General features: G+C 61.2%; 24 protein-coding genes and 1 tRNA gene. 12 read left to right on the top strand and 13 right to left on the bottom strand.

The annotated features are described in order from the left end of the window. Positions 1 to 49: 49 nt before the first annotated feature. Entirely contained in the window at positions 50 to 601 is a 552-nt protein-coding gene (locus tag BM364_RS16065) for an ActR/PrrA/RegA family redox response regulator transcription factor (protein ID WP_092426408.1), read from the top strand. Positions 602 to 630: 29 nt separating this feature from the next. Here BM364_RS16065 and BM364_RS16060 read toward each other — a convergent pair whose 3' ends face one another. The 7 genes from BM364_RS16060 to BM364_RS16030 form a co-directional block, all read right to left on the bottom strand. Continuing rightward, positions 631 to 984, bottom strand: a complete 354-nt coding sequence (locus BM364_RS16060; protein WP_092426312.1) for a DUF1428 domain-containing protein — start codon at positions 982 to 984, stop codon at positions 631 to 633. Positions 985 to 1,083: 99 nt separating this feature from the next. Continuing rightward, positions 1,084 to 2,220: an MFS transporter gene (locus tag BM364_RS16055; protein ID WP_139232609.1), complete on the bottom strand. Its 1,137-nt coding sequence runs from the start codon at positions 2,218 to 2,220 to the stop codon at positions 1,084 to 1,086. 5 nt (positions 2,221 to 2,225) lie between these two features. Continuing rightward, entirely contained in the window at positions 2,226 to 2,699 is a 474-nt protein-coding gene (locus BM364_RS16050; RefSeq protein WP_092426309.1) for an MmcB family DNA repair protein, read from the bottom strand. Next, positions 2,692 to 3,876, bottom strand: a complete 1,185-nt coding sequence (locus tag BM364_RS16045) for an MFS transporter (RefSeq protein WP_092426407.1) — start codon at positions 3,874 to 3,876, stop codon at positions 2,692 to 2,694. The genes BM364_RS16050 and BM364_RS16045 overlap by 8 nt, the downstream gene beginning before the upstream one ends. Next, on the bottom strand, positions 3,876 to 5,048 hold the full coding sequence (locus tag BM364_RS16040; protein WP_092426307.1) for an MFS transporter: 1,173 nt from the start codon (positions 5,046 to 5,048) through the stop codon (positions 3,876 to 3,878). The genes BM364_RS16045 and BM364_RS16040 overlap by 1 nt, the downstream gene beginning before the upstream one ends. A 202-nt stretch (positions 5,049 to 5,250) precedes the next feature. Beyond that, a complete protein-coding gene (locus BM364_RS16035) occupies positions 5,251 to 5,604 on the bottom strand; it encodes a septal ring lytic transglycosylase RlpA family protein (RefSeq protein ID WP_092426306.1) in 354 nt (117 codons plus the stop codon). 433 nt (positions 5,605 to 6,037) lie between these two features. Further along, on the bottom strand, positions 6,038 to 6,673 hold the full coding sequence (locus BM364_RS16030; protein ID WP_092426304.1) for a peroxiredoxin: 636 nt from the start codon (positions 6,671 to 6,673) through the stop codon (positions 6,038 to 6,040). Positions 6,674 to 6,938: 265 nt separating this feature from the next. On the opposite strand from BM364_RS16030, the gene BM364_RS16025 reads away from it, so the two are divergent. Beyond that, positions 6,939 to 7,229, top strand: a complete 291-nt coding sequence (locus BM364_RS16025) for a hypothetical protein (RefSeq protein WP_139232608.1) — start codon at positions 6,939 to 6,941, stop codon at positions 7,227 to 7,229. Positions 7,230 to 7,258: 29 nt separating this feature from the next. Here BM364_RS16025 and BM364_RS16020 read toward each other — a convergent pair whose 3' ends face one another. From BM364_RS16020 to BM364_RS16005, 4 genes are all read right to left on the bottom strand, one after another. Continuing rightward, positions 7,259 to 7,780, bottom strand: coding sequence for a CreA family protein (locus BM364_RS16020; protein WP_092426301.1), 522 nt, complete (start codon positions 7,778 to 7,780; stop codon positions 7,259 to 7,261). Between the two features lie 56 nt (positions 7,781 to 7,836). Further along, on the bottom strand, positions 7,837 to 8,655 hold the full coding sequence (locus tag BM364_RS16015; RefSeq protein WP_092426299.1) for an amino acid ABC transporter permease: 819 nt from the start codon (positions 8,653 to 8,655) through the stop codon (positions 7,837 to 7,839). Between the two features lie 72 nt (positions 8,656 to 8,727). Continuing rightward, positions 8,728 to 11,646 carry an FAD-binding and (Fe-S)-binding domain-containing protein gene (locus BM364_RS16010; RefSeq protein ID WP_092426297.1) on the bottom strand — a complete coding sequence of 973 codons (2,919 nt, stop codon included), beginning with the start codon at positions 11,644 to 11,646 and terminating at the stop codon, positions 8,728 to 8,730. Between the two features lie 65 nt (positions 11,647 to 11,711). After that, entirely contained in the window at positions 11,712 to 12,632 is a 921-nt protein-coding gene (locus tag BM364_RS16005) for a LysR family transcriptional regulator (protein WP_092426295.1), read from the bottom strand. A 414-nt stretch (positions 12,633 to 13,046) separates the two neighbouring features. Between BM364_RS16005 and BM364_RS16000 the strand changes: the two genes are divergently transcribed. The 9 genes from BM364_RS16000 to BM364_RS15960 all read left to right on the top strand — a co-directional run bounded on the left by BM364_RS16000 (position 13,047) and on the right by BM364_RS15960 (position 24,533). Then, a complete protein-coding gene (locus BM364_RS16000; protein WP_092426293.1) occupies positions 13,047 to 14,339 on the top strand; it encodes an ABC transporter substrate-binding protein in 1,293 nt (430 codons plus the stop codon). A gap of 58 nt (positions 14,340 to 14,397) precedes the next feature. Continuing rightward, positions 14,398 to 15,678, top strand: a complete 1,281-nt coding sequence (locus BM364_RS15995) for an ABC transporter substrate-binding protein (protein WP_092426291.1) — start codon at positions 14,398 to 14,400, stop codon at positions 15,676 to 15,678. A gap of 1 nt (position 15,679) precedes the next feature. Beyond that, positions 15,680 to 16,621 (top strand): carbohydrate ABC transporter permease, encoded by a 942-nt coding sequence (locus BM364_RS15990; RefSeq protein WP_092426289.1) that lies wholly within the window; start codon positions 15,680 to 15,682, stop codon positions 16,619 to 16,621. Then, positions 16,614 to 17,498, top strand: a complete 885-nt coding sequence (locus BM364_RS15985) for a carbohydrate ABC transporter permease (protein WP_425284907.1) — start codon at positions 16,614 to 16,616, stop codon at positions 17,496 to 17,498. Before BM364_RS15990 ends, BM364_RS15985 begins: the two co-directional genes overlap by 8 nt. Before the next feature lie 195 nt (positions 17,499 to 17,693). Then, positions 17,694 to 18,713: a Gfo/Idh/MocA family protein gene (locus BM364_RS15980; protein ID WP_092426288.1), complete on the top strand. Its 1,020-nt coding sequence runs from the start codon at positions 17,694 to 17,696 to the stop codon at positions 18,711 to 18,713. Beyond that, positions 18,710 to 19,789 carry a Gfo/Idh/MocA family protein gene (locus tag BM364_RS15975; RefSeq protein WP_092426286.1) on the top strand — a complete coding sequence of 360 codons (1,080 nt, stop codon included), beginning with the start codon at positions 18,710 to 18,712 and terminating at the stop codon, positions 19,787 to 19,789. Before BM364_RS15980 ends, BM364_RS15975 begins: the two co-directional genes overlap by 4 nt. 18 nt (positions 19,790 to 19,807) lie before the next feature. Beyond that, positions 19,808 to 20,863, top strand: coding sequence for an ABC transporter ATP-binding protein (locus BM364_RS15970; RefSeq protein WP_092426284.1), 1,056 nt, complete (start codon positions 19,808 to 19,810; stop codon positions 20,861 to 20,863). Between the two features lie 136 nt (positions 20,864 to 20,999). Then, entirely contained in the window at positions 21,000 to 21,815 is an 816-nt protein-coding gene (locus BM364_RS15965) for an alpha/beta fold hydrolase (protein WP_210186449.1), read from the top strand. A 177-nt stretch (positions 21,816 to 21,992) separates the two neighbouring features. Next, complete coding sequence (locus BM364_RS15960; protein ID WP_092426280.1) at positions 21,993 to 24,533, top strand: putative bifunctional diguanylate cyclase/phosphodiesterase; 2,541 nt, start codon at positions 21,993 to 21,995, stop codon at positions 24,531 to 24,533. 56 nt (positions 24,534 to 24,589) lie between these two features. Here the strand turns inward: BM364_RS15960 and BM364_RS15955 are convergent, their stop codons facing one another. Together BM364_RS15955 and BM364_RS15950 are read right to left on the bottom strand one after the other, a co-directional pair. Beyond that, positions 24,590 to 24,934, bottom strand: a complete 345-nt coding sequence (locus BM364_RS15955; protein WP_139232607.1) for a hypothetical protein — start codon at positions 24,932 to 24,934, stop codon at positions 24,590 to 24,592. 180 nt (positions 24,935 to 25,114) lie between these two features. Beyond that, positions 25,115 to 25,189, bottom strand: a tRNA-Gly gene (locus tag BM364_RS15950). Between the two features lie 194 nt (positions 25,190 to 25,383). Here BM364_RS15950 and BM364_RS15945 point away from each other — a divergent pair. After that, positions 25,384 to 26,328, top strand: a complete 945-nt coding sequence (locus BM364_RS15945; RefSeq protein ID WP_092426276.1) for a thioredoxin family protein — start codon at positions 25,384 to 25,386, stop codon at positions 26,326 to 26,328. The last annotated feature ends 13 nt before the right edge of the window (positions 26,329 to 26,341 follow it).

Raw genomic sequence — 26,341 nt, 5'->3', positions numbered from 1 at the left:
TGGGAGGCCGGTTTTGACGGATGAGCGGCAACAGAATATGGAAAACGCCATGAACACGCTCGAAGACACAATTGCTGCAGATCCCAGCCTGCTGCTGGTCGATGACGACGCGGCTTTCCTTTCCCGGCTCGAACGCGCCATGGCCCGTCGCGGCTTTGCCGTGCGTACGGCCGGTTCCGTGGCCGATGGCATCGCGGCAGTTCAGGACCAGCCACCTGCCTATGCAGTGGTCGACCTGCGGCTCGAAGACGGCAATGGGCTCGAGGTCGTTTCCGCGCTGCACCAGAAGCGGCCCGATGCCCGGGTGCTCGTCTTGACCGGCTATGGCAATATCGCCACCGCTGTTACCGCAGTCAAACTGGGCGCTATGGATTACCTCAGCAAGCCAGCCGATGCCGATGATGTCATCAATGCCCTTTTGGCGACCGGCGAAGACAAGCCCGAGCCACCGGAAAATCCCATGTCGGCCGATCGCGTTCGCTGGGAGCACATCCAGCGCGTTTATGAATTGTGCGATCGCAACGTTTCGGAAACAGCGCGCCGGCTCAACATGCACCGGCGCACCCTGCAGCGGATCCTGGCCAAGCGGGCCCCGCGCTAGATACCGTTATCCTCGGTCGCACCAGAGCTTTATTCTACCACAAAAAGATTGGTGAAGCCGCCAAAGATCATGCGCTTGCCGTCGAACGGCATCTGGGGAACGCTTTCCATGGCCGGGTCGTCCATCATTCTCTTGACCACGCGGTCGCGGGTTTCCCGGTCGGGATATTCGATCCAGGAAAAGACCACCACCTCGTCATCCTTGGCGTGCACGGCGGTGAAGAAATCATTCACTTCGCCCCGCTGGATGTCGTCACCCCAGTTTTCGACCACCCTGAGCGCGCCCCACTCGCAAAAGAGCTTGGACGCTTCATAGGCATGTTCAAGGTAAAGCTCCTTGTTGGCTTTTGGCACAGCAGCGACAAAGCCTTCCACATAGGTCATGGATCGTCTCCTGTTTGTTCAGTCGTCAGACAGCCAAGCGTGTGCCCGGCCTATCTCGTCACGACGAACGAGAAGGCTTCGTTTCGACATGGATAAAAATCAGGCAGCGGATTTGCGCAGCCGGCCGGCCATGGCAAAGGTCAGAACCAGAAGCGGGATGAGGCATGCAAGAGCGATCCGCACCCCGAGGCCCTCGGCCAGAGCACCGATCAGCCCCGGTGCGCCGAGGGAAACGAGCTGCACGATCAGCGTCGTGGCCGCCACGTTCTGCGAGGCAGGCCGGTCGCCGAGCCGGGCTGCCGCCGAGAGCATCAACGGGTAAAGAACGCAAATGCCCAGGCCAACGGCGAGAAAGCCGAACAGCGCCACATAGGCATTGGGTGCGGTCACCGTGACGGTCATGCCAAGAATGGCAAGACCGGACAGCACCCGGGCAATGCGGACCGGACCGAACCGGTCGATAAAGAGATCCGCGACGAGACGCCCCAGCGTCATGGCAACAAGAAGGGCCGGCAGAGCCAGGGACTCGACAAAGGGCGGAACATCGAAACTGTCGCGCAGGTAAATGATGGACCAGGCGCGCGATGCGCCTTCGGTCAAGCCGGCGCCCAATCCGAAGGCCACAAGGCCAAGCGTCGCAAGAGTGGGCAAAGCGAGCTTGCCCTTCATGTCGCCACTATAGGGACGCTCAGGCATGACCGGCATGGGCACGACGACGATGGCGAGCAGCAGGAGGAGCACGGGCGTTAAAGTCCAAAGATGGGTCGCGGGATCGACCTCGAGCCCACGCAATCCCGCGCCAAGAATGGAGGTGAGAAGAAAGCCCAGGCTCCAGACGCCATGGCAGGTGTTCATCACCCGCGCCCCCGTCGCGGCCTCGACGCGGTCTGCTTCGACATTGATGGCGATATTGCTCAGCGAGAAACCAAGGCCATTAAGGGCAAGAAGCCCGAAGAGGGCCACCGGGTGCAGCATGATGCTCGCCAAAGCGGTGGTGAGAATAACCAGCGGAAGAACGGCAAGCACGGTGCGGCGCGGGCCGAAGCGCTCGATGATAGCGCTTGAAAACACAAACATGGCGAGGCCACCGAGGGGCTGCCCCATAAGCACGAGCCCCAGCTGCGCTTCGCTGAGCCCGATAGCCAGCTGCAAATCGGGAATGCGCGTGTGGATGGCACCGATCGAAAGGGCATGGGTAAAGAACAGCGCGACGATGCGCCACTGGGAAAAGACCATGGACACTAAAGCTGCGAGCGGGAGCCGGGATCCATCAGAACATGGATCCGGTCGGCTCCCATGCGTGCCAGCTTCAGCATCAGCGCCTTGCGCCGGGCAGGCGCCATGGGTGTTTCGGGACTATCGCGCAGAATGGCCCCATCATGGCCATCGGCCACCATCAACCCTTCGGTTTCGGGAAAGATCTCCGCTTCGAGCTCAGGCGGCTTGGCGAAAAAGAACCGGTCGGAAAACTCGCGATATTCAGGCCATTTGCGGTCGACCTGGAAGTCGATCAGGCTCGACTTGATCTCGATGATCCAGATCTCGCCCTTGGGCCCGACGGCCAGAACATCGGCGCGGCGGCCATTGGCGAGCGGCACTTCGGCATAGCATGCCATGTCATGCCGCTCGCGCAACATGCGCATGACCCCGCGCTGCACGCGCAGGGCCGTTGCCGATTGGCGCAGGTCGACAATGGGCGGCAGATCCTCAGCCATTGGGTCCCAATGGCTCCGGCGGCATGCCGTGCGGCGCCTCGACCTTGTTGGTGCCGAGCGCAAAGCTTGACGCCCAGAGCCCTGCGAGCAGCAGCGGCAAGCAAATGAGATACGACATGCGGATGCCCAGGAACTCGGCGACGAAACCCAGGAGCGGCGGGGCGAGGAAGAAAACGACGAAGCTAACCTGTCCGATAGCGGCCACATTGACGGCCGCCGGGCGGTCGGTGCGCTGTGCGGCAGCCGAAACGGCCAGAGGATAAACCGCCGAACACCCGGCGCCCATCAGGGCAAAGCCGAAGAGCGCGGTCTCCGGGGTTTGCGCGAGACCGACCAGCAGGGCGCCGAGGCTTGCCGCGCCAAGCATGACCATGGCCACGTGACGGGGTCCGAAGCGGGCGACGACGGGATCGGCAGTGAGCCGGCCGACGGCCATGAAGAAGGCGAAAAGCGTCAGCCCCATGCCGCCCACGATCGGCTCGACGGCAAACACGTTGCGCATATAGATGGCCGACCAGTCGATGCCTGCCCCTTCAACCAGGAAGGCGGCAAAGCCGATGAGGCAGAGCGGCAGAAGCCCCATATTGGGAAAAGCGAACTTGTGGCTCGCTTCGCCCTCGAGCCGCAACGGGCGAGGCGCCTCGGTGGCCCGGAACAACAAGGATCCACCGACGGCGACGACAATCAACGCGACGAGCCCCATATGGAGCCCTGCCGAGATGCCGGATTGGCGGATCATGGCGCCGAAAAGTGCGGTGACGAAAAAGCCGACGCTCCAGAAGCCGTGCGCCCGGTTCATGTAGCGCTTGCCGCTCTGCATTTCGAGCCGGTCGATCTCGACATTGAGGTTGATCTCGAGTGCGCCGGCCAAAAGCCCGGCAAAGAACAGCACCGCGAACATGGCAGGCGCCGCGGGCAGCCAGGGAATGGTGGCAAACAGCACCGAGGGCCCGAGCACGGTGACGAGCGCGGTCTTACGGAAGCCGAGCCGCTCGACGACAGGCGGACCGAAGGTCAGCGCAATCAGCGAGCCGATGGCCATGCCGATCATGGTCAATCCCAACTGACCCTCGGAGATATCGAAATGGGTCTGGATATCGGGCAGCCTTGCCATCAGAGCGCCGGTGGTTACGGCAAAAAGGAAGAAGCTGGCATAGATGCGGTGTTGCGGCGCGATCACGGCGTTACCTCCTCAACCACGGGCTTGGGACCGAGCACATGGGCGGCGGCAAAGCCGACGATGACAAGCGGCAGGCCCACGCCAAAAACCCACTGGATGCCCCAATGCTCGCCGATAAAGCCCAGGAGCGGCGGGCCGAGGAGAAAGGCGGTAAAGGAGAACTGGGCAAGGGCTGCGACATTGATTGCGGCAGGCCGGTCGGTCTGCTGCGCGGCTGCCGACATGGCCAGGGGAAACAGCGCCGAGGATCCCACTCCGATCAGAGCAAAGCCGAGATAAGCCATCCAGGCTTGCGTAGCGAAAAAGGCCAGCAGCACCCCGAGGCCGAGAATGGCAAGAAGCGTACGCGCGACGAGAACCGGGCTGAAACGCTCGACAAAGCCATCGGCAAAAAAGCGGGCAACCCCTTGCGAGCCGGCGACGGTCGCAACGGCCAGCCCGGCCCAGAAGGGTTCGGCTCCAAAGAGATTGCGCATGTAGATGGCAGACCAGTCGATGCCCGCGCCCTCCATCAGCATGGCGGAGAGGCTGACCGCGACCAGAGCCATGATCGGCAAGGTGGGGCGCGCAAAGCGCGGCGTTTCATCGGTGCTGGTGCCGGAGCGGTGTGGCGCCGGTTCGAAGCGCCCCAGGACAACCAGCGTTGCCAGAAGCGTCACCGGGATCATGAGCATGAGGTGGAAGTGCACTTCGAGCCCGGTCTGGGCGATAAAGGCGCCTGCCATGCCGGCGGTGAAGAAGCCGAGGCTCCAGAACGCATGCGCCCGGCTCATGATGCGCCGGCCGATCTGGTGCTCCACCCGATCGGCTTCGACATTGATGATCACCTCGATGGCCCCAATGGTCAGGCCGACCGGCACCAGAAGCAGAAAGAAAGCGAGCGGCGAGGTGGCCCAGGAAGCGAGTGCATAAAGTGCGGAGAGCAGCGGCATGGCAAAAAGCAGCACGCGCCGATAGCCGACAGCCTCGACAACGCGTCCGGCAAAAGTGAGCGAGATCAGCGTGCCTGTGGCCGACCCAATCAGTGCGAGACCAAGTGCCCCTTCGCCTACACCCATCGCAGTCTGGATATCGGGCAGGCGCGGAAAGATGCTGCCCATGGCAAAGGAATAAATGAAAAACGCCCCAAAGACCTTGATCTGGGGCGGCAGCTCGATGCCGAATCGCATGATGGGAGAACGCTCGAAAGATCAGACCGGCGCGAAGCTAGGCCATTTCCCGAAAGAGGAGAATAGCATCTGCTGCGCACGCTGCACTTAATTGCAACGTTTGCATTGATGCCACAGACAGGCTCGGCGTTGCGAGCCAGCTCTCTCAAAAGAGGAAAGGCCGCCCCAGGGCGGCCTTTCCAAACACCCCCAACACGGGCGTTCAGTTGGATTCAAGGCAAACCGAAGTGGTGCCCCGATTGCGAAAGCCGAGCGCTGTTGCAGCGGCTTTGGAAAGGTCAATGATACGCTTGCCGTGGAAGGGCCCACGGTCATTGATGACGACCTCGATCGACTTACCGCTGCTCTGGTCGGTGACCTGAACCTTGGTGCCGAAAGGAAGGGAACGATGCGCCGCCGTCATGGCGTTTTCGTTGAAGATCTCACCCGATGCAGCCCGCTTGCCGTTGAAGCCGGGGCCATACCAGGAGGCGCCACCACATTGGGCGTAGGCTGCCGTGGAAGAAAGTGCGAGGGCAGCCGTCGCAGCGGCGACGAGAACGGCTCTTCTGATCAATGGTCTTCTATGCTCACTGAAGTTATCGATGACTGAGGTGAGTAAAGAAGGCCGAAGGCGCGATTAAGGGCAGGTTCACCCTAGCGACGGATGTGTTGCAGCCATGCCGCAGAAAAAGGGACACACTGTATTAACCATTCGTGCGATTTCCGCCCATTCGTAGAATAGGAATCTCATAACCGCCGAACACAAGCTCTGTGAGCGGCTGGGACGTCACCGCGCGCGAAACCAGTTTGTTCACTGTAACAGATCGGCAACGGTTTCACTGAACATGCTGCAAAGGTCTTAAAACACCCCTAGAACGCCTGTGGAAAAGCGCCTGGAGGCCTTCCCATGTGTTGCAAATCACCAAATGCGGCACAAATGGACACAAAAAAGGGCGACGGAAGACCGTCGCCCGAAGTCAGTCAGGGAGAAGACAGGTGCCGGGGCATCAGCCACGCGGCTGTAGGACAATGCGGAGATAGGGCTTGAGTTCCTTCCAGCCGTCCGGGAACTTGGACTTGGCCGCTTCATTGCTCACCGCCGGCACGATGATGACATCCTCGCCGTCCTTCCAATTGACCGGGGTCGCCACCTGATGCTTGGCAGTCAGCTGCAGGCTGTCGATCACGCGCAGCACCTCGTCGAAGTTGCGGCCGGTGGACGCGGGATATTCGATCTTGAGCTTCACCTTCTTGTCCGGTCCGATCACGAAGACCGAGCGCACGGTCAGCGTATTATCGACGTTCGGGTGGATCATGTCATAAAGGCGCGCGACCTTGCCCTCGGTATCGGCAAGAAGGGGAAAGTTGAGCGCAGCGCCCTGGGTTTCCTCGATATCGCGAGCCCAGCCGCCATGATCCTCGAGCTTGTCGACCGACAAACCCAGCACCTTGACGCCGCGCTTTTCGAATTCGGGCTTGAGCTTTGCGGTATAGCCAAGCTCGGTGGTGCAGACCGGGGTGAAGTTCTTGGGGTGACTGAACAGCACGGCCCAGGAGCCTTCGATATAGTCATGGAAGTGAATGGTGCCCTCGGTGGATTCGAGTGTGAAATCGGGGGCGGTGTCGCCGATCAGTATTGCCATCGATAGCTTCCTGTTGCGCAAGGATCAGTTCGTCACAGGAAAATATCGTACTGCGCGCGGCTTATAAAAGGGGAGGCAAACGAAATTCTTTGGCGCTCCTACGGGAAAAGAGGCAATTCTGTTCTTCCTTGGTCGTTGCCGAGGCAAGAAGTGGGACACGTGCCCTTCAGGCCAAGGTCGAACCGGGCGGGAAACCCTATCGCATTTCGGGCGTTGGCCTTGGGTAGTTTGAATATTCCGCTTTCGACAATTTCGGAGAACGAGAATGAAAACGTCCCTTTTGGCTATGACCACTGCCTTTGCCCTGACCCTTGGCGCCACCGGCGCAAGCTTTGCACAGGATGCAACCGCAACCGAGAACCCGACGACGCTTGAAGAATGTCTTGTTCAGGAAGGCGCTGGGGCAACTCCGCCGGGCGATTCCATTGCCAGCGAAACGTCCAGCAACGACAGCAGCAACAGCACCACTCCTCCTGCCCAGGGTCTTGAGCCCGCGCTTGGTGAAGCCGTTACCTGCCCCGATGTGCCGGGTGGCGCATCCGATAGCAACTCGTAATGTTGCAAGGCCCGCTTCGGCGGGCCTTTTTATTGCACCATGACGGAGCCTTCCATGGGCTGTGCATTGGGCGCGCCATTGCTCCAGGTGACATTTTCCCCGTTGAGCGGCACCACCGAGAGGCTCATCTTGCCTGAGCCCTGCTGAATTTCGCGAGCGTGGGCGAGATAGATCAGCGAATTGTTTGCCGCATCATAGATGCGGGTCACACGCAGCGATTTCCAGATCAGCGAACGCGCTTCCTTGAAGATCTCTTCGCCGCCACGCGTCGGGATATCGCCAATGGTGATCGGGCCAACCGCCGAGCAATCGAGCGCCGAATAGGACGGATCCTCGAACCAATTGCCCTGGCTTACCCGATCGATGAACGACCGGTTGAAAAAGGCGAGGTGACAGACCACCCCCTCGATATCGGGGTCGGCCACGGCCTCGACCGAGATATCGTTGCCGGTCCAGTCGACACCGACGCTGCCCACCTGGCGGCTATCGCCGCAGGCAGCCAGCGCCAGAGCAGCAGTGGCAAAAACGGCGAGATGGGCAAAGCTCTTCATGAAATCCTCCAGCTGGGATGGCCAACAGATGGCGCCCGCCTCGCCTTCACGCAAGGCTAGGCGCGATCTTTCCGCGCCAGGGCCGTTTCGAGCCATCGCACGAGCAGGGACAGCGAGATAGTCAGCGTGAGATAAAGAAAGGCGATGACGTTGTAGGTTTCGAAATACTGGAACGAGCCGGAAGCATGAAGATATCCGAGTTGAGTAATGTCTGCGACGCCAAGGGCTGACACAAGCGCCGAGTCCTTGATCATAGCGACGAAGTCATTGCCGAGAGGTGGCAAGATGGTACGCAGCGCCTGCGGCATGATCACGAGCCGAAAGCACTGAAGCCGCGACAGGCCGAGCGATCGCGCAGCTTCCACCTGACCTCGCCCCACCGCTTCGATACCAGCACGGAAAATCTCCGCGATGAAAGCCGAGTAGCAGATGGTCAGCGCCAGGATGGCACGCCAGACGTAATCGAAATTGCGCACCGTCATCGTCCCCATCCAGCCCCATTCGATCGGATAGGCGAAAACCCAGTTATAGGCGACGACGAGAGCGGGGCCTGCCACAAAGGCCACGTAGAAAAGGAAAACGAGGACCGGAATGCCCCGGATCAGCTCGACATAAAACGTCGCTGCTTCTCGCAAGAGCCGAAAACGTGAGGTGCGCGCCAGCGCAACGACAAGGCCCAGCACCGTAGCTGCGACAAAGGCGACCGCCGTAACCCAGAGCGTGGTGAGAATGCCGGCAGAGACTTTGCGGAAAATTCCCGCATAGGTCTCATTCGCCATGATCGACCAGAAGACCAGCACCAGCAGCAAGCCAATGGCCAGAAGCCACCAGGGAAGCCGGGCAAGCAAGGATGGTCGAGGCGGACGGAAGCTCATGGTTTGGTCATACCCACAAGCAGACGGCCTTGCCACCATCCATTGCACCAAATGGAGGGCAGCACTTTTCGCTCACGGGCGGCTCGCCCACTCCAAAAGGCTTGCAAGGCTGACAAAGGGAATGCCGGCGTGTTCGGTCAACCCCGAGGCACAGGTAGAGGCGGTCGAGACACCAAGTTCGCAACCGGCGGGTATGTCAGCGCCGACGCGGCGCGTGGCATGAGCATTGAGCTCGGGAACAAAGAGGCCCTTGTCTCCGGCATAGCCGCAGCAGGTGACCGAGGAGAGAACCGCGACGGATTGGGCACAGGCTGCGGCCAGTGCTTCGGTGGCAGGCTGCTCGAGGAGCCGCTGGGCAGAGCAGTTGTGGTGCACCGCAACGACAGGCACTTTTTGGGTAATCGCGAGGCGGGGCAGCACGTGAGCCAGAAGAAACTGCGCGGAGTCGGCCACCGGTGCATCGCCGGGGAATTCCTTGAGATGCTTGGCGCAGGTCGAGGCGTCGGTGACGACATTGAGCCGGCCCTTATCGGACAGGGTTGAAAGCTGAGATTTCAGGGCCCGACCCACTTCGGCGGCTTGTTCGGGGAAACCCTTGGACTGGAAGGGCTGGCCGCAGCACTGGCCGGTGAGGTGCTCGGGGACGATGACATCGAAACCGGCGCGTTCGAGGAGGGCAACCATTGCCGCAGGTGTATCGAGAAGGCCATGGGCCGTTTCGGGCGCACCGAACATGCGGCTGGGGCAGGCCGGAAAATAGACGATGGAAGGTCGGCCGGTCTGTGCGATCGGCACGGGAAAGGTGCTTTTGCGCGGGTCCTGCCTGTCGTTGCGCGGGTGGGGACCGCCGGGGCCGTGGTGCAGCGCGCGCGACACACGCGGCACACGCTTGTTGGTCAGCCGGCGCGCGCTTTCGGTGATCGTCTCCACCGCAGGCGCGGGGATGACCGCGCGAGCAGCATCGGCAAGGGCCAGGCTGCCGCGCATGAACTTCTCGATCGAACCGCGATGGTCGGCGGCAAAGCGGGCAACGGACTGGACGGTGCCGCTGCGGCGGCGGGCACGTTCGCCCATAATCATGGTGCCGGTTTCGATGCCAACCGGACAACGCAAGGAGCAGAGATTGCATGCCGCGCAGGTGTCCATGCCGGCATATTGAAAATCGGCGTCAAGCCGGGCCAGCCGGGCGGGATCTTCGCCGGTCGTGCGCAGACGCTCGCGCTCCCGCGTGACGGCGATGCGCTGGCGCGGGGTGAGCGTCATGTGGTGGCTGGGACAGGCCGGCTCGCAAAAGCCGCATTCGATGCAGAGGTCAACGACCTCGTCGGCAAGCGGCATGACCTTGAGGTTCTTGACGTGGATCTTGGGGTCGGGGTTGAGCAGCACGCCGGGGTTGAGAAGACCCTCTGGATCAAAGAGAGCCTTGATCCGATGCATAATGGCATAGGCCTTGGGGCCCCATTCCGCCTCGACAAAGGGCGCGATGGCGCGGCCGGTGCCGTGCTCGGCCTTCAACGAACCGCCGAAGCGCAGCGAAACCAGTGCGCTCAGCGCCTGGTTGAAAATGTCGAACTTGTCCGCAGCGCCGGGTTTCGAAAAATCGTCGCCCATCTGAAAATGGAGATTGCCGGCAAGGGCATGGCCGAAGATGACGGCATCGGTATAGCCGTGGTCATCGAGCAAGGTGCGCAGCTCGACCACGAATTCTGCCAGCTTTTCGATTGGGGCAGCGACATCCTCGGTGAGCATGATCGAGCCCTTGGGCCGGGCGGCACCGGCGGAGGTGAAGAAGCCCTTGCGGATATCCCAAAGGGCGTGACTGCGACGCTCGTCGGTCGACAATTCTATATGGGTCGCTCCGCGGCGCGCGAGCAGTTCATTGGCTTTGGCGATTTCCGTTGTGAGCGTTGCCGCATCGGGCGCGGTGACGTCGATCAGGACGGCCGGAGAGTCCGCGGTCAACCAGGGGAGTAGCGGCTCCATGGGCGCCAGATGCTCGACCGTCGCGAGGGCGCGGCGCTCGATATATTCGGCCGCCGTAATGCCGGTCGTTACCTGCACGCCACCATTGGCGATTTCGATAATGGCGCGGCCCGCCGATTGCGGATCGGGGAACGGGATAAGGCCCGTGGCCTTGAAAGGGTGTTCGGGCACCGTGTTGTAGGTGACTTCGGACACGAAGCCCAATGTGCCTTCCGAGCCAACCATGAGGTGGATCAGAATATCGATGGGATCGTGATAATCGACGAGGGCATTGAGCGAATAGCCCACCGTGTTCTTGATCCGGTACTTGTGGCGGATCAGGGCGACGAGTTCGCTATCGGCCATGATTTCGTGGTGGAGCTGATGAAGCGCTTGCAGCATCGGGCCGTGAGACACACGGAAAGCGTCGCGGCTTGCCGCATCTCCTGAATCGAGCGTCGTGCCATCGGTCAGAACGATGCGCAGGCGGGCCATGGTGTGATAGGTGTTCTGCGCCACCCCGCAGCACATGCCCGAAGAATTATTGTTGACGACGCCGCCGATCTTGCAGGTGGCCTGCGAGGCTGGGTCAGGGCCGATCTTTTTGTTGTGTGGCTTGAGCGCGCGATTGGCTTCGGCAACGATGATCGCCGGACCCAGGGTGATCTGCTCGGCACCATCGTGAATATGGAGCATGCGCCAGCCGTCGCCGAGAACCGCAAGCACGCCATCGGTGAGCGCCTGGCCCGAAAGCGATGTGCCGGCTGCGCGGAAGGTCACCGGAAGACCTTCGGCCCTGGCCGCCGCAAACACCAGTCGCACATCGTCCTCTGAATTGACGAAAACGACGACCGCCGGGATCAGCCGGTAGGAACTGGCATCCCCGCTCCAGGCATAGGTCATCAGCGGATCGGTGTGGATGGCGCCACGCACCTGGCCCTTGAGGCGGGCGGCGACGCGCTCTCCGGCGGCGAGGCGATCGGGGGCTGGCGCCTTGGGCTGGAGAGAGGAAATGACGGCTTGCTGCATGATGGCGCGAAACTAACATGTCAGGGGAAAGAGGGCGAGCGAGATCGCGCGCAAATCCTCGTGCGTCAGAGCGGCGGCAGGACGACGGTTGCAGCGGCGCGGATGCGGCCGATCATATCTTCAATCCGCTCCTCTCCACGTCGTTCGCGCAGAACATAGAGGCCGGCAATGGCCTGACGCAGCGGGTCGGCCTGGGTAACCTCCAAAAGGCCCCGCCGTGCCAAATCATCGCGAAGCACATGGGTATGGGTCAGAACGGCATCGGTGGACAGAGTATAGTCGACGCAGGCGGCGAGGGAATTGGAGCGGAACGCGAAATGGGTGCGGTCAAACACCGTCTCTACCCGTGCGCGGCGGCGAGACGGATCGAAGAACCGGTCGTGCCGGCTTTCGGCAAGGGAACTGATCACGGAAGGGTAGGCCATGACTTCGGCCTGGCTGCGCGGTTTGCCCAGGAGCGGGTGACCAGCCCGAACAAATAGCGCGTTATAGACACGCGAAAGCGGAATAAAATCGGTGCCGATGGCGGGGCTCAGCCCATCAATCTCGTGAGCAAGAAACATCGACACATCGCCCGAGAGCATCTGGTCCATCAGACGCAACTGGTTGCCCAAGCTCACTTGAACCGGCGCCTTGGGGAAGTCGCGCTGATAGGCAACGACCATGTCCTTGAGAAACATGGTCCACCAGGAATAGCCCGAGCCGATGGCGAGGCCCCGGTCGTTGCCGCTTTGCAGATCGGCGATCGAGGAGAGGGTATTATCGTAGAGCCGCTGCATGAGGCGGGCATTCTCATAAAGCGTCTCGCCATAGCGGGTCAGCCGCACGCCGCGCGAGGAGCGCTCGAGGAGCGGCGCGCCGATCGCCTCCTCAAGCTTTCTCATGTTGAAGGTGAGAGTTGGCTGCGTGATCAAGAGCGTGGCGGCTGCGCCGCTCATCGAGCCTGCATCGGCCACCGCGAGAAACTGGGACAGCAATTTGTCCAAGGAGCGCCTCCATAGATTTTATCTATAGTATGGCGGTGAAATTTGTAGTTTTCCAGCGCGGCGTTTTGCGCCACTCTCCCTTCAACACAAAGTGCCCCGCGCCCTGCGCAAGGGGCTATCGGGAGGACATCGACAAAAAACGAAGAAGCGGGTGAGCGCCGCAGCAGGGTTCAACCAGTCTTGATCCATCTTCCATACAAGGATGATTGCTCCACGCTTGATTGATGTGATAGTGGGGTAACTGGCTGGTTATTTTCTTGGGAGGCGAAGCCCCGTCAGCTGCAGCTCTTTTGCCGTTGACACTAAATGCATTTCGCTCATTTTTGTAACCAGTTGGTGATTTAGCGACGAGGAGGTCGCTGTCGCCGATCTGTTCTGCGGAGGCGGAGCAGCATTGTTCATGGGAGGAAAGACATGACATTCCGTATGGATCGCCGTCAGTTCCTGATGGGAACTTCAGCTCTGATGGCGCTGGGCGCCGCGGGCATTGGGCCGGCATGGGCCCAAGCGGCCAATATGCGCATCATCTTCTGGGGCGGGCAGTCCCGTGCGGACCGCACCTATGGCGTGACGGACCTGTTCGACGAGGCCACTGGCAGCCGCATCGACGGCGAGTTTCTGGCCTGGAACGACTATTGGCCCAAACTCGCGACCCAGACCGCTGGCGGCAACGCCCCTGACATCATCCAGATGGACTACCGGTTCATCGTCGAATACGCCAAGCGTAACGCCATCGCACCGCTCGACGAATTTGTGGGCGGTGCGCTGCAGCTCGACGGGTTCGATGAAGACCAGCTTGAGGGCGGCAAGGTGGACGGCCAGCTCTTTGGCATCTCGCTCGGCGCCAACACCGTGGCGACCCTGGTCAATACCGTCGCTTTCGAAGAAGCCGGCATCGAGCCGCCGACCAGCGACTGGACCTACGACGATATCATGGAGAAGGGCCAGGCGTTCGCCGAGGCCAATATCCGCAACGGCATGAAGATGATGACCGATTCCTCGGGCACCGAACCCATGCTCGACAACTGGCTGCGTCAGAAGGGGCTGCAGCTCTACACCGCCGAAGGCCAACTGGGCTTCGGCGCCGAAGAAATGACCGAGTGGTTCACGATATGGCACAATCTGCGTGAGGCGGGTGTGATCGTGTCGCCGGACAATCAGGCGCTCGACACCGGTCCGCTTGAAACCACCGGTCTTGTGACAGGCCGCGCCGCGTTGATGCCGTCCAACTCCAATCAGCTCGTTGGCTACCAGGCGCTGGTTCCGGACAAGCTCGACATGATCGGTTATCCACGGATTTCCGCCGGTTCGGGCGGCGGTCACTATCGCAAACCCTCCATGTTCTTCTCGATCGCCCAGAGCTCGCCGAACAAGGAAGCTGCGGCCCAATTCCTCAACTTCTTCATTTCCGATCCGGAAGCGGCCAAGATCCTGGGCGTCGAGCGCGGCATTCCTTGTCTGCCCGAAACCCGCGAGGTGGTGGCTCCAACCCTTGATGAGGCCAACCAGATTGCCCTTAATTTCGTGGCGAATCTGGGCGACCTGCTCGGCCCGCTTCCCCCGCCGCCGCCAGCTGCAGCCGGGGAAATCGATATCTCCCTCCTGCGTACACTCAGCCAGGAAGTGGCCTTCGGGGCTCGCACTCCGGAAGATGCCGGTCCCTATTTCGTCAATGAAGCGACCGCCATCTTGGCGCGCGCCAGCTGATCTCTTTCGTCGTGCCACGCGCCCAATCCGGGTGCGTGGCCAACTCTTTGGTGACTAGATGACTTTTTCCCTTTCGCGCCGCAGCTTTCTCGCATCCAGCACAGCGGCCCTCCTCGCCGCTGGCACGCTTCCCAGCTGGGCACAGCAGAGTCAGTTGCGTCTGATCTTCTGGGGCGGCCAGGCGCGGGCCGACCGCACCTATGGCGTGGTCGACCTCTTCACCAAGGATCATTCCGACGTTTCCATCGAAGGCGAATTCCTCGGCTGGGCCGACTATTGGCCCAAGGTCGCAACGCAGACCGCCGGCGGCAACCAGCCCGACATCATCCAGATGGATTACCGCTATATCGGAGAATATGCCCGTCGTGGTTCGCTCGCCCCGCTCGATGAATATGTCGGCGCCGGGCTCGACACCTCGTCCTTTGACGAAGACCAGCTTCGCAATGGCACGGTCGATGGCAAGCTGATCGGCATCAGCCTTGGCGTAGCCGCCGGTGCTGCCGTCTATAACACCAAGGTTCTGGCCGATGCCGGCGTCGAGATCGACCCCATGCGCTGGACCTATGACGATCTTCTGACCCAGGGCCCGAAGGTCTCCGAATCGACCGGCGGCGCTGTCGCCATGGCGCCCGATGGCAGCGGCATCGAACTCCTGTTCGAGAACTGGCTGCGCCAGAAGGGCAAGGCCCTTTACGCCGACGGCCAGCCGGCTTTTGCCCCCGAAGACGTGACCGAATGGTTCGAGCTTTGGGCCGAGCTGCGCGCGGCCAAGGCGATCATCTCGCCCGACGAACAGGCGATCGATACAGGCGTTCTCGAAACGGCGCCGCTGGTGCGGGGCAAGTCGGCGATGAATTTCACCACCTCCAACCAGCTCGTCGCCTACCAGACCCTTATTCCCGATCCGCTCGGCATCGCCATCTACCCCGCGACCTCCCCCGATTCGACGGGCGGCCACTATCGCAACTCCTCGCAATATTTCGCCCTGTCCTCGACAAGTGCCGCGCCTGAAAAGGCCGTGGAATTCATCAACTTCTTCGTCAACAATCCGGAAGCCGCAAGCCTTCTCGGCGTCGAACGCGGCGTGCCGGCATCGGCTGCCATGCGCGATGCCGTTGCTGCAACGCTTGATGAACGCGGCCAGATGGTCGTGCAGTACATCGCCGATCTCGGCGAGATCGCCGGCGATGTCCCCCCGACGCCTCCCGCTTCAGCCGGCGAGATCGAAGTCGCGCTCAAGACCAAGAGCCAGGAAGTCTCGTTCGGCGCGCAGTCGCCTGCCGATGCCGGGCCTGCCTTCTACAACGAGGTCATCCAGACCCTGGGACGGACCAACTGACATGACAGTGCAAAACGTCGCGACAGCGCCGCAAGCGGGGGTCCCCAAGACCTCTGTCTGGCGGCGCATCTGGCAGCAGGATGGCCCTGGCTATCTGTTTTTGCTGCCCTGGTTCATCGGTTTCTTCGGCCTCACCCTGGGGCCGATGATTTCCTCGCTTTATCTCAGCTTCACACACTTTGACCTGTTGACGGCGCCGCGCTGGGCCGGCGTGGACAACTATGTCCGCATGTTCACCAATGATCCGAAGTTCGCCGCTTCGATGCGGGTGACCATGTTCTTCGTGATCTTCTCGGTGCCGCTCAAGCTCGCTTTTGCGCTAGGTGTCGCCATGCTGCTCAATCGCGGCATGAAGGGCCTGCCGCTTTATCGCGCGCTATTCTATCTACCGAGCCTTCTCGGCGCTTCGGTCGCCATCGCCATTCTCTGGCGGCAGATCTTTGCCGGCGACGGGCTCGTCAACAAGTTCCTCTCGATCTTCGGCATTGTCGGACCGAGCTGGATTTCGAACCCAAATTATTCGCTTTGGACGCTGATCGTGCTCGCCATCTGGCAGTTCGGCTCGCCCATGATCATCTTCCTCGCGGGTCTTCGCCAGATCCCACAGGACATGTATGAGGCCGCGTCTCTCGATGGCGCCAGCAAGTGGCGCCAGTTCTGGAAGATCACGCTGCCGCTCCTGACCCCGGTCGTCTTCTTCAACGCGATCATCCAGACCATCGAAGCATTCAAGAGCTTCACCCCTGCCTTCATCATCTCGGGCGGCACGGGCAATCCGATCAACTCGACGCTGTTCTACACGCTCTATCTCTACCAGGAGGCCTTCGGCTTCTTCCGCATGGGCTATGCTTCGGCACTGGCCTGGGTGCTTCTGGCACTGGTGGCGGTGTTCACGGCCTTCTCCTTCCTCACCTCCAAATACTGGGTGCACTACGATGACTGATGCTCCCATGAAACTCACCGTCGTCGGTGCCGAGACCCCGCTCTGGCGCAAGCGCATGATGTCGGTCATCAGCCATGGCCTGCTGATCGGCGCATCGATCCTGATGCTCTATCCGCTTCTGTGGCTGCTGGCGGCCTCGTTCCGTCCGGAAAACGAGATCTTCACCTCCGCCAGCATCATTCCCTCCGCCTGGAGCCTTGATGCCTATTTCCGGGGATGGAATGGTCTGCGCACCAGCTTCGGTGTCTTCTTCACCAACAGCTTCATCATCTCGATCGCTTCGGTGATCGGCAATGTTATGGCCTGTTCGCTGGCCGCCTATGCCTTTGCACGCCTCGAATTTCGCGGTCGCAAGATCTGGTTCGCGTTGATGCTGATGACGCTGATGCTGCCCTATCAGGTCACGCTCATTCCCCAATATGTGCTGTTCCGCCAGATCGGCTGGGTCGACACATTCCTGCCCCTGATCGTGCCGAAATTCCTGGCTGCCGACGCCTTCTTCATCTTCCTCATGGTCCAGTTCTTCCGCGGTATTCCGCGCGAACTCGACGAAGCGGCGATGATGGACGGGGCCGGCCCCTGGCGGATCTACTGGAAGATCATCCTGCCGCTGTCGACGCCGGTTCTGGCGACGGCTGCCATCTTCACCTTCATCTGGACCTGGGACGACTTCTTCGGGCCGCTGATCTATCTCAACCGGATGAGCGACTACACCGTGATGCTGGGTCTGCGCACCTTCACCGACTCGACGGGTCTGTCGGACTATGGCGGTCTGTTTGCCATGAGCGTCCTCAGTCTCGTGCCGATCTTTGTCTTCTTCCTGATGTTCCAGCGCCTTCTTATCGAGGGTATTGCGACGACGGGCATGAAGAGGTGATTAGCGGGTTCAAGCTAGCTCAGAGCCTCTTGCCTTCTCCCCTGAGGGGAGAAGGTGGTCCGAAGGACCGGATGAGGGGTTCAGCCCTACGGCCGAACGAAGGGCTAGCACCCCTCACCCTAACCCTCTCCCCTGAGGGGAGAGGGGACAATTCGGCGCGTGTCTCACGCCACAGTTTCTGCAAGGCCTACCTTCATGACTGACATCAAATTTGCCGCCATCGGCATCAATCACAACCACATCTATGGCCAGGTCGATTGCCTCAAGCGCGCCGGTGCCGAGTTCGTCGCCTTTCACGCCGTGGAAGACGATCTTGCCGCAACGCTCGCTGCAAAGTACCCCGAGGCCAAGCGGGTAGCCGATCCGCGTGCCATTCTCGAAGACGCTTCGATCGGCGTGGTCGTGACCGCTGCCATTCCCGGAGATCGTGCCGATATCTGCCTTGCCGCCATGCGCCACGGCAAGGATGTGCTGACCGACAAGCCGGGCATGACGACATTTGCCCAGCTCGACGAAATCAAGCGGGTGCAACGGGAAACCGGCCGAATCTTCTCCGTGCTCTATTCCGAGCATTTCGAAGTGCCCGCGACTGTGGAAGCCGGCAATCTGATCGCCAAGGGTGCCATCGGCGAGGTGATCAACACGGTGGGCCTGGGTCCGCATTCGCTGCGGCTCAACAATCGTCCGGACTGGTTCTTCACGCGCAACCGCTATGGCGGCATCCTTTGCGATATTGCGAGCCACCAGTTCGAACAGTTCCTGTTCTTTTCCAACGCCATGGATGGGGAGGTGATTTCCTCGTCGGTCTATAATCGCAACCATGCCGAACGGCCGGGCCTGCAGGACGTGGGCGATGCCCATGTGCGGACCGAGAGGACAACCGGCTATATCCGCGTCGACTGGTTCACCCCCGAAGGCCTGCCCACCTGGGGCGACGGACGCCTGACGATCCTCGGAACCGAGGGCTATATTGAACTGCGCAAATATGTCGACATCGCTGGCCGTCCCGGGGAGGACCACCTGTTTCTTGTCGACAAGAAAGGTACCCAGCACATCGATTGTTCGGGCGTCGAGTTGCCCTTTGGCCGCCAGTTCCTCGATGACGTGCGCAACCGCACCGAGACATCAATGCCGCAAGAGCGGTGCTTCAATGCCATGAAGATGGCGCTAACGGCACAGGCCAAGGCCGAAGAGGGCACGGAGTGGGTCAAGTGAGCACCATTCTCAACGTCGCCGTCGTCGGCTGCGGCATCGGACGCTCCCACATCGTGGAAGGCTATCTTCCAAACGCTGACAAGTTCAAGGTAATCGCGCTCTGCGATCTTGATGCCGATCGGCTCAAGACCATCGGCGACGAATTCGGCGTCGAGCGCTGCATCACCAATTTCGACGATCTTCTGGCTATGGACGATGTCGACATCATCGACGTCTGCACCCCGCCGGGCGTGCACTACTCCATGGTCAATAAGGCGCTTGAAGCAGGCAAGCACGTCGTCTGCGAAAAACCTCTCGTCGGTTCGCTGCAGCAGGTCGACGAGGTCATCGAGGCCGAAAAGAGGGCCCGGGGCAAGCTGATGCCGGTTTTTCAGTATCGCTTCGGCAACGGCATCGAGCAGGCCAAGGCGATCATCGAGTCCGGCATCGCCGGCAAGGCCTATGCGGGAACAGTTGAAACCATGTGGCGGCGCGAAGCCCCCTACTACGCCGTGCCTTGGCGCGGCAAATGGAAGACTGAACTCGGTGGCGTGCTGATGGGCCATGCCATCCACCCGCACGATATCTTTACCTATCTCATGGGCGATATAGCCCGCGTCTTCGGGCGTGTTGCAACCCGGGTCAATCCCATCGAAGTGGAAGACACCATTTCCGCTTCGCTAGAGATGAAGAGCGGCGCGCTTGCCAGCCTGACCGCGACGCTGGGCTCGGTGGACGAGATCACGCGCATCCGTCTGCAGTTTGAAAACGTCACCATCGAGAGCGATCACGCCCCCTATAATCCCGGGCATGCCTTGTGGAAGATCCTGCCGCGCACCGACGCGATCAAGGAACAGATCGACGCGCTTCTTGCCGACTGGACCGATGTTCCGCCGCGCTTCCAGACCCAAATGGCCCGCTTTTACGAGGCTGTGCAGGGACAACGTCCCTTGCCGGTGACCTCGGCTGATTCACGCCGGTCGCTCGAACTGGTGACCGCATTCTATCATTCTTCAACCACACACCAGGAGGTTGTACTCCCCCTGGGTTCTGATCACCCGCTCTACCAGAGCTGGGTTCCGGCCGCGTTCCGGTAAAGCGAGGAGTTTTCATCCATGGCGACCAGTATCCAACTGCGGCAGCTCAAGAAGGCCTATGGCGATGTGCAGGTGATCCACGGTGTGGACCTGACCATAGAGCCGGGCGATTTCACCGTCTTCGTCGGCCCTTCGGGCTGCGGAAAGTCGACGCTTTTGCGCATGATCGCCGGCCTCGAGCCGATCACCGGGGGCGACCTCCTGATCGATGGCCAGCGCATGAACGAAGTTCCGGCAGCCCGTCGCGGCATTGCGATGGTGTTCCAGTCCTATGCGCTCTATCCGCATATGTCGGTTTATCAAAACCTCGCCTTTGGCCTCGAAACAGCGAAAATGCCCAAGGCGGAAATCGAGAGCCGCGTGCAGCGCGCCGCCGAAATCCTCAAGATCGAACCGCTCCTCAAGCGCAAGCCCAAGCAGCTTTCGGGCGGCCAGCGTCAGCGCGTCGCTATCGGACGGGCCATCGTGCGCGAGCCAAAAATCTTCCTTTTCGACGAGCCGCTGTCCAATCTCGATGCGGAACTGCGCGTCGCCATGCGCGTCGAAATTGCCAAGCTCCACAATGATCTTGGAAACACCATGATCTATGTGACCCATGATCAGGTGGAAGCCATGACCATGGCCGACAAGATCGTGGTGCTGCGCGCCGGCGTCATCGAACAGGCCGGCGCACCGCTCGAACTTTACAATACGCCGCGCAATCTCTTCGTTGCGGGCTTCATCGGCTCGCCCAAGATGAATTTTCTGACGGCCAATGGGGAAGGCGACATCGTCAAGACCGCCAGCGCCAGCCTGCCGCTGGGGCGCTCGGCAAGCGGGGCAACGACGCTGGGAATCCGGCCCGAGCACATCACGGTGACCGAGGGATCGGGCGCAAAGTTCGCCGATGCCAAGGTGGATCTTGTTGAAAATCTCGGCGGCCAGACCGTGCTCTATGCCACAACAACCGACGGCCAGGCGCTGACTGTCGTGCTCGAGGGCCAGCGCCACGTCGAACTCGGCTCATCAGTCGCCCTATATGCCGATCCGCAGAATGCCCATATCTTTAATGCCGAGGGCGTGGCGATCCGCTAGCGAGGCCAGCCAACCAAGGCCGGCCACCCGCGCCTCCGGACCCGGTTCCGGGGGCGTTTTTCGATCTGAGCTTCTTTGCGTGTCTGATTTGCCCTTCTTCATGGGTCGTGCTTAGTGGCGGCAAATGGAGACAGAAATGGCTGAGATCACCTCGAAGGATGGAACAAAGATCGGCTTCGAGGTCGCGGGATCGGGGCCCCTGATTGTTCTCGTCTCCGGTGCCACACAGTATCGGGCAATCGATCAGACGATAACGCCTGCACTCGTTCGCCAATTGGCGACACACTACCGCGTTCTCACCTACGATCGGCGTGGCCGGGGCGAGTCGACCGACACTTGGCCCTATACCGTGGCGCGCGAGGTCGAAGACCTTGCGGGGCTGATCGACGCCATGGGCGGAGAAGCCTTTGTCTTCGGCATGTCTTCCGGCGCGGTTCTGGCGCTCGAGGCGGCAGCGGCCATGCCGCGAAAGATCAAGGCGCTGGCGCTTTACGAACCGCCGATCGATCCCGACAAGTCCGGGGCCAACTATCGCAGCGATCACGCGCAAATGGCCGAACTCGCCAGTCAGGGCCAAGCCGAGGAAATGATGAGCGCATTCCTGCTCGGGGTCGGCATGCCGGAAGCCTCGCTCGCCGGCTTCAAGCAAAGCGAAAGTTGGCCGCTGTTCGCCTCGGTGGGCCTCACCATCGAACATGATTACCGGCTGCTAGCCGATGCCCGCGCCCATGACACGCCTCCGGTTCACTGGCAAAATGCCATCATGCCGGTTCTGGTGCTGGACGGAGATCGCAGTTATCCGTTCATAGCGCGTGGGGCCGACTGGGTAGCATCGTGCCTTCACAATGGGCAGCGCGTCACCTTGGCCGACCAGAGCCACGACTACGACCCCAATGTGCTGGCGCCGGTCTTGAGCGTGTTTTTCCAGATGGGCACGGTAGAGGTCCATTAGCGACCAGGACGCACGAGAGGGTCGCGAGGCTGAAATGCGCGCTTCGCCAGATCGTTAGCGTGTCGTCGTTCCGTCACAAAGAGGCTTACAGGCCAGGGATAGATTTTCCAGCGTTTAGAGTGATTTAAGCGCTTTTTGCCACCTTGCGGCGGATACAGGTCATCTGGCGGGGGCAAGATGCTGGCGGAAAAACTCGAGCGAAAATCCTTCAACTGGACGCGCGATGCATCCTTGCCGTCGCGCGGGTCGATGGAGAGCTTTCTTGCTTCTCCTTTCGCTACGATCGGCATCCACGCGATCGACCGTAACTGGCGCGCTTTGCGCAAGGGCACTGCCCTGCCCTTCTATGAAGACGTGGTGCTTGGCCGGGCCTCGCGCGTGGGCAGCAATATCGCTCTTGTGCGTCTGCGCCGCGCCGACTGGACGATCATGTTCGCCGGCGAGGAGTTCGAGGCCTGGATCGGGGGCAAGGCCCAAGGCCAGATCATATCTTCACTCAAGCTCGATTGCCGGCTGACACTGCAGGGTGCCATGCGGGAGGCGCTTGAAACTGCCTGCCCCGTCCATGCCGTGGCACATTCAGTGCACCTTGGCTATGTCCATATCTATGATCTCGTCGTCTACCCGCTTGCCAATCGCTGGGGCGAGCCGATCCTGCTGGTCTATGTCGGGCACCGCAAGGAAACCTATAGCCTGATTGATGCGATCTTCGCCTCGAGCCTTGATGGACTGCTGGCCCTCGCGCCGGTCAAGTCGGCCGATGGCGCGGTGGTCGACTTTCAGGTGGTTTCGCTCAATGACAGTGCCGCACGCATCGTGGCGCGCGAGGCCGAACAGATCCGCTGGCAGCTGATTTCCGAGCTCTTCCCCCTGCTTGCCACAGAAGGCGCGCTCGACCGGCTGGTGGCCATGCATAGCGCGGGAACGACCGACCATTTCGAGGTGGATTATCTGCGGGCGGATGGCGAGACGGCCCATTTCAGCGTCCATGCAGCAGCCATGGAAGACCTGATCGCTATCAGCCTTGTCGACATAACCGCGATCAAGCGGCGAGAAGCCTCGTTCCGGCTGCTGTTTCAGGACAATCCGCTGCCCATGATGGTCTATGACGCCGCAACACTGGATCTGCTCGACATCAACAAAGCAACGGTCGAGCATTATGGCTATTCGCGCGAAGCCATGCTCGCCCTCTCCATGCTCGATATCCGCCCGCGCGAAGATCGCGCTTCGGCACGCGTCGCCATGCTCGATCCTCATGCCATGCCCAATAGCGGGGACATTTGGCGGCACCTGAGGGCGGATGGCTCGACCATCGATGTGCAGGTCTACTCGCGCGCCGTCGACTTCCATGGCAAGCCAGCGCGGATCGCGGCCTATGTCGATGTGACCGAGCGGCGCAAGATCGAGGCGCGCATCAGCCATATGGCGCATCACGACGCCTTGACCGGACTGCCCAATCGCACGCTGCTGCTCGAGCATCTGCGCAAGACCCTCTCGCAGTGCGAGCGGCGCGACAGTACGGCCGCAATCCACTATATTGACCTTGATTTTTTCAAGGACGTCAACGATACCCTTGGGCATCCGGTCGGCGACCGCCTTCTCGGTCAGGTCGCGGATCGCCTGCGCGAGGCCGTGCGCGACAATGATGTAGTTTCGCGTCTCGGGGGCGACGAGTTCTGCGTGCTGCAGCCCGATCTGGGCGATGTCGGCGAAGCCAATGCGCTGGCTGAACGCATCATCAAGGTTGTCTCGGCGCCCTATGAGATCGAGGGGCATCAGGTGATCATCGGTGCCAGCGTCGGCATAGCGATCGCTCCGGCCGATGGCGAAACTGCCGATGCTCTTCTGAAAAATGTCGACATGGCCATGTATCGCGCCAAGGAAGACGGGCGCGGCGTTGCGCGCTTTTTCCAGGCCGACATGGACGCCAAGGTGCAGGCCCGGCGCGAGCTGGAGATGGATCTGCGCGCCGCGCTCGTGCGGGGCGAGTTCGAGCTCCATTACCAGCCCGTGGTTGCAGTCGAGAGCGGAGAGGTTTCCGCCTTCGAAGCCTTGCTGCGCTGGCGCCACCCGACCCGTGGCATGGTGCCGCCGGACAGGTTCATTCCCGTGGCCGAACAGGTAGGTTTGATCGTGCCCATCGGGGAATGGGTGCTGCGCACCGCCTGCCGGGAAGCCGCAAACTGGCCGGCAACGATCCGGGTAGCGGTCAATCTGTCCGCCGTGCAGTTCAAAGGCGGAAAGCTGGCCGCGATCGTGGCCTCCGCACTGGCGGAAGCCGGGCTTGCACCGCGGAGGTTGGAACTCGAGATCACCGAATCGGTGCTCTTGCGGGACAGCGACAGCAATCTCAACCACCTTAACCAATTGCGGGCACTCGGCACGCGTATTTCGATGGATGATTTCGGTACCGGTTATTCAAGCCTGAGCTATCTGCGGTCCTTCCCTTTCGACAAAATCAAGATCGACCGGTCATTTGTTAAAGACGTGGCCGGCAGTCAGGGTGACGGCGCGATCGTGCGGGCGGTGGCTGGATTGGGCACGAGCCTTGGCATGATTACCACAGCCGAAGGGGTCGAAACGCGCGAGCAACTCGCCCGTGTGGTGGCCGATGGCTGCACCGAGATTCAGGGCTACTTGTTCGGTCGGCCCGTACCTGCAGGAGAGGTGCAGGACACGCTTGAGCGGATCAGGCTTATGGACAAGGGTCAAAACTAGATCGGCAGCCCTGGAGCGGCCGATCGCGCCCTTTCGGGAAGGGATCCGGCCACGTCCTAGCGCTCGGCTGAGTTTGCGTCTGTGGGTGACCAGGTATCCCCGATGCGTGGCGGGGGCTTGGACCTGCCGGGGCCGCGAAGGCGAGGAAAGGCTTCGGGCCAATAGGCCATGGGTTCGAGCACGACCAGGAGATCGTCTTCCGGCCCCATATCCGCCATCAGCCGGCAGATACCCAGAACCAGATCTTCGGGCCGAGGATCATCGGGAACGAGACGCTCGAGCCGTCCATCGCATCGGCGCTTCATCACGCCGGCACATAGCCGGTCTTGGTGCACGAACAGCAATAACGCCGTAGCGCCCGAGGGAATCTGTTCAGCGCTCACCCGGACATAGGACGTCATTGCCCCTCTTCCCCGGCATAGGCCGGCTCAAGTCAGAGTGCCAGCTTGCAGGAAGAGCGTTCGCATCCGCTTTCCGCTTTTCTGCGCACAACTGCGGAGATTGCGTAGATCATTGAGCGGAAAAACAAAAAGGGTCCCGAAGGACCCTTTGTCATCAAAAGCTTGCCAGCCCTTGATAATTGGAGCGGGCGATGGGATTCGAACCCACGACCCTAACCTTGGCAAGGTTATGCTCTACCCCTGAGCTACACCCGCGCTCCGTGTCGCCGGCGCCTTGCAGCGCGTCGACGAGGCGCTATATGCCTAATCGGCGAAGCGAATGCAACCCCAGTTTTGCGCTTTCATGTCATCTTGTTGAAAGGCTGTGGGAAGTAAGGCTTGCATGCCGGTTCCCGCGGGCGCAAAAAGGCCCGCAACTGCTCTGTTTTTGCCCGTTTGCGAGAGTTTTGATGTCGATTTCTGCTAATGGCGCCGCAGGTGCCAACCCCGCAGCTCCCGATGGCCTGATCAGCGAATCCTCGGATGCTGCATTCCGCACCGATGTGCTTGAAGCCTCGCGCGATGTGCCCGTTCTGGTCGATTTCTGGGCCCCCTGGTGCGGCCCCTGCCGGCAATTGACCCCTGCGCTTGAAAAAGTGATCCGGGAAAAGGCCGGCGCCATCAAGCTCGTCAAAATCAATATCGACGAGCATCCCGGCGTTGCCGGTCAGCTGGGCGTGCAGTCGATTCCCGCCGTCTTTGCCTTCGCGGGGGGCCGTCCGGTTGATGGCTTCATGGGTGCGATGCCCGAAGGCGAAGTGCGCCGCTTTGCCGAACGCGTGATTGCAGCGGCTCCTCCGGCGGCCCCCGCCGCCGATTCGCTCGAGGCCCAGATCGCCGAAGCGCTCAAGGTAGCCGACGAGGCTATCGCTGCGGGCGATCTCGGCCAGGCCGCGCAGATTTTCGGCATGGTGCTCCAGCACGCGCCGGACAACGACGTTGCTCTCATCGGGCTGGCGCGCATCTATGTCGAGGCGGGCGAATTCGAACAAGCGCGCACCACGCTCGACATGGTGCCCGAAGACAAGCGCAAGGGCGAAGCCTATGGCGCCATTGCCAACACGATCCGCCTCAAGGACGAAGCTGCCGGGCTGTCCGAATCGGCAGCACTGGAAGCTGCGATTGCTGCCAATCCTGACGATCACCAGGCCCGGTTCGACCTCGCCGTCGTGCTCAATGCCGAAGGCAAGCGCGTTGAAGCGGCCGAAGCCCTGGTCGCTATTTTCAAGCGCGACCGCACCTGGAACGAAGATGGCGCGCGCAAGAAGCTGCTTGAGTTCTTCGAGGCCTGGGGGCCGAAGGAGCCAGCGACGCTGAAAGGCCGCCGTCTCCTCTCCGCTGCTCTTTTCTCGTAAAGCCCGGAGCGTT

Origin of the sequence: Devosia crocina (assembly GCF_900116545.1) — a bacterium.
In the GTDB taxonomy this organism is placed as follows: domain Bacteria; phylum Pseudomonadota; class Alphaproteobacteria; order Rhizobiales; family Devosiaceae; genus Devosia; species Devosia crocina.
The sequence above is the reverse complement of the archived record's forward strand: the minus strand, read 5'-3'. Positions and strand labels throughout refer to the sequence as shown.

Excerpts from the sequence above, each read along its gene's own strand:
- BM364_RS16055 (WP_139232609.1), bottom strand. The coding sequence starts at position 2,220 with ATGGTCTTTTCCCAGTGGCGCATCGTCGCGCTGTTCTTTACCCATGCC.
- BM364_RS15965 (WP_210186449.1), top strand. The coding sequence starts at position 21,000 with ATGGCTGAGATCACCTCGAAGGATGGAACAAAGATCGGCTTCGAGGTC.
- BM364_RS16040 (WP_092426307.1), bottom strand. The coding sequence starts at position 5,048 with ATGCGATTCGGCATCGAGCTGCCGCCCCAGATCAAGGTCTTTGGGGCG.
- BM364_RS16050 (WP_092426309.1), bottom strand. The coding sequence starts at position 2,699 with ATGGCTGAGGATCTGCCGCCCATTGTCGACCTGCGCCAATCGGCAACG.
- BM364_RS15945 (WP_092426276.1), top strand. The coding sequence starts at position 25,384 with ATGTCGATTTCTGCTAATGGCGCCGCAGGTGCCAACCCCGCAGCTCCC.
- BM364_RS16015 (WP_092426299.1), bottom strand. The coding sequence starts at position 8,655 with ATGAGCTTCCGTCCGCCTCGACCATCCTTGCTTGCCCGGCTTCCCTGG.
- BM364_RS15990 (WP_092426289.1), top strand. The coding sequence starts at position 15,680 with ATGACAGTGCAAAACGTCGCGACAGCGCCGCAAGCGGGGGTCCCCAAG.
- BM364_RS16020 (WP_092426301.1), bottom strand. The coding sequence starts at position 7,780 with ATGAAGAGCTTTGCCCATCTCGCCGTTTTTGCCACTGCTGCTCTGGCG.
- BM364_RS16065 (WP_092426408.1), top strand. The coding sequence starts at position 50 with ATGAACACGCTCGAAGACACAATTGCTGCAGATCCCAGCCTGCTGCTG.
- BM364_RS16030 (WP_092426304.1), bottom strand. The coding sequence starts at position 6,673 with ATGGCAATACTGATCGGCGACACCGCCCCCGATTTCACACTCGAATCC.
- BM364_RS15970 (WP_092426284.1), top strand. The coding sequence starts at position 19,808 with ATGGCGACCAGTATCCAACTGCGGCAGCTCAAGAAGGCCTATGGCGAT.
- BM364_RS16060 (WP_092426312.1), bottom strand. The coding sequence starts at position 984 with ATGACCTATGTGGAAGGCTTTGTCGCTGCTGTGCCAAAAGCCAACAAG.
- BM364_RS16000 (WP_092426293.1), top strand. The coding sequence starts at position 13,047 with ATGACATTCCGTATGGATCGCCGTCAGTTCCTGATGGGAACTTCAGCT.
- BM364_RS15960 (WP_092426280.1), top strand. The coding sequence starts at position 21,993 with ATGCTGGCGGAAAAACTCGAGCGAAAATCCTTCAACTGGACGCGCGAT.
- BM364_RS15980 (WP_092426288.1), top strand. The coding sequence starts at position 17,694 with ATGACTGACATCAAATTTGCCGCCATCGGCATCAATCACAACCACATC.
- BM364_RS15955 (WP_139232607.1), bottom strand. The coding sequence starts at position 24,934 with ATGACGTCCTATGTCCGGGTGAGCGCTGAACAGATTCCCTCGGGCGCT.
- BM364_RS16010 (WP_092426297.1), bottom strand. The coding sequence starts at position 11,646 with ATGCAGCAAGCCGTCATTTCCTCTCTCCAGCCCAAGGCGCCAGCCCCC.
- BM364_RS15995 (WP_092426291.1), top strand. The coding sequence starts at position 14,398 with ATGACTTTTTCCCTTTCGCGCCGCAGCTTTCTCGCATCCAGCACAGCG.
- BM364_RS16025 (WP_139232608.1), top strand. The coding sequence starts at position 6,939 with ATGAAAACGTCCCTTTTGGCTATGACCACTGCCTTTGCCCTGACCCTT.
- BM364_RS15985 (WP_425284907.1), top strand. The coding sequence starts at position 16,614 with ATGACTGATGCTCCCATGAAACTCACCGTCGTCGGTGCCGAGACCCCG.